General features: G+C 39.5%; 1 protein-coding gene and 1 pseudogene. One reads left to right on the top strand and one right to left on the bottom strand.

Annotation, left to right across the window (positions count from 1 at the left end):
* Positions 1-87 precede the first annotated feature (87 nt).
* Entirely contained in the window at positions 88-273 is a 186-nt protein-coding gene (locus tag ACFIN0_RS10160; protein WP_375702496.1) for a hypothetical protein, read from the bottom strand.
* Between the two features lie 145 nt (positions 274-418).
* On the opposite strand from ACFIN0_RS10160, the pseudogene ACFIN0_RS10155 reads away from it, so the two are divergent.
* A pseudogene (locus ACFIN0_RS10155) lies at positions 419-549 on the top strand (integrase); the annotation flags it as partial.

The following is a 549-nucleotide window of genomic DNA, read 5'->3' as shown; positions in this document are numbered from 1 at the left end:
TCCCTTCTCTGATTTCCTCTTTCGTTGCAACAGGTATCAAATATTCATGTTCATGATCGGGTATCTTCATCTGTTTTATTCCTTCATTCAGAGGGCTTCATCCAATGAACACTCTTTCAAACCTTCAAGCTCTTCGCTTAACGCCTCTAAGCGCTTCTCTAAATCTTTCAGTGAACCATCAAGCTCTGTTTTCAAAGCGGCTTTCAGTAAATCAAAAACGCCAGTAAGCGGCGCATGCACAAGGCAACGCATTGATTTATAATGATAATTCACTGTTTTGCATATTGAATAAGAGTCCCGAATATAGTAAGATTTTCTTATTCTAAACCCTCTCAGATTGAATCAATTCATATCACTTGCTCGCACATCAAAAGCGGGGCTGGTGTGTGGGTAAAATTTATACAAGAAAGGACTAAAAATGGCTCTTATGAACCGTCTTAATGCAAGATCTGTCGCAACATTGGGGGCTGGTAAATATAATGATGGTGCTGGCTTGTTACTTCACAAGCGTAAAGATGGAGATGCTCAATGGCTTTATCGTTATACCAT

Source organism: Bartonella sp. AA89HNZF (genome assembly GCF_042196905.1).
Classification (GTDB): domain Bacteria; phylum Pseudomonadota; class Alphaproteobacteria; order Rhizobiales; family Rhizobiaceae; genus Bartonella.
The sequence above is the reverse complement of the archived record's forward strand: the minus strand, read 5'-3'. Positions and strand labels throughout refer to the sequence as shown.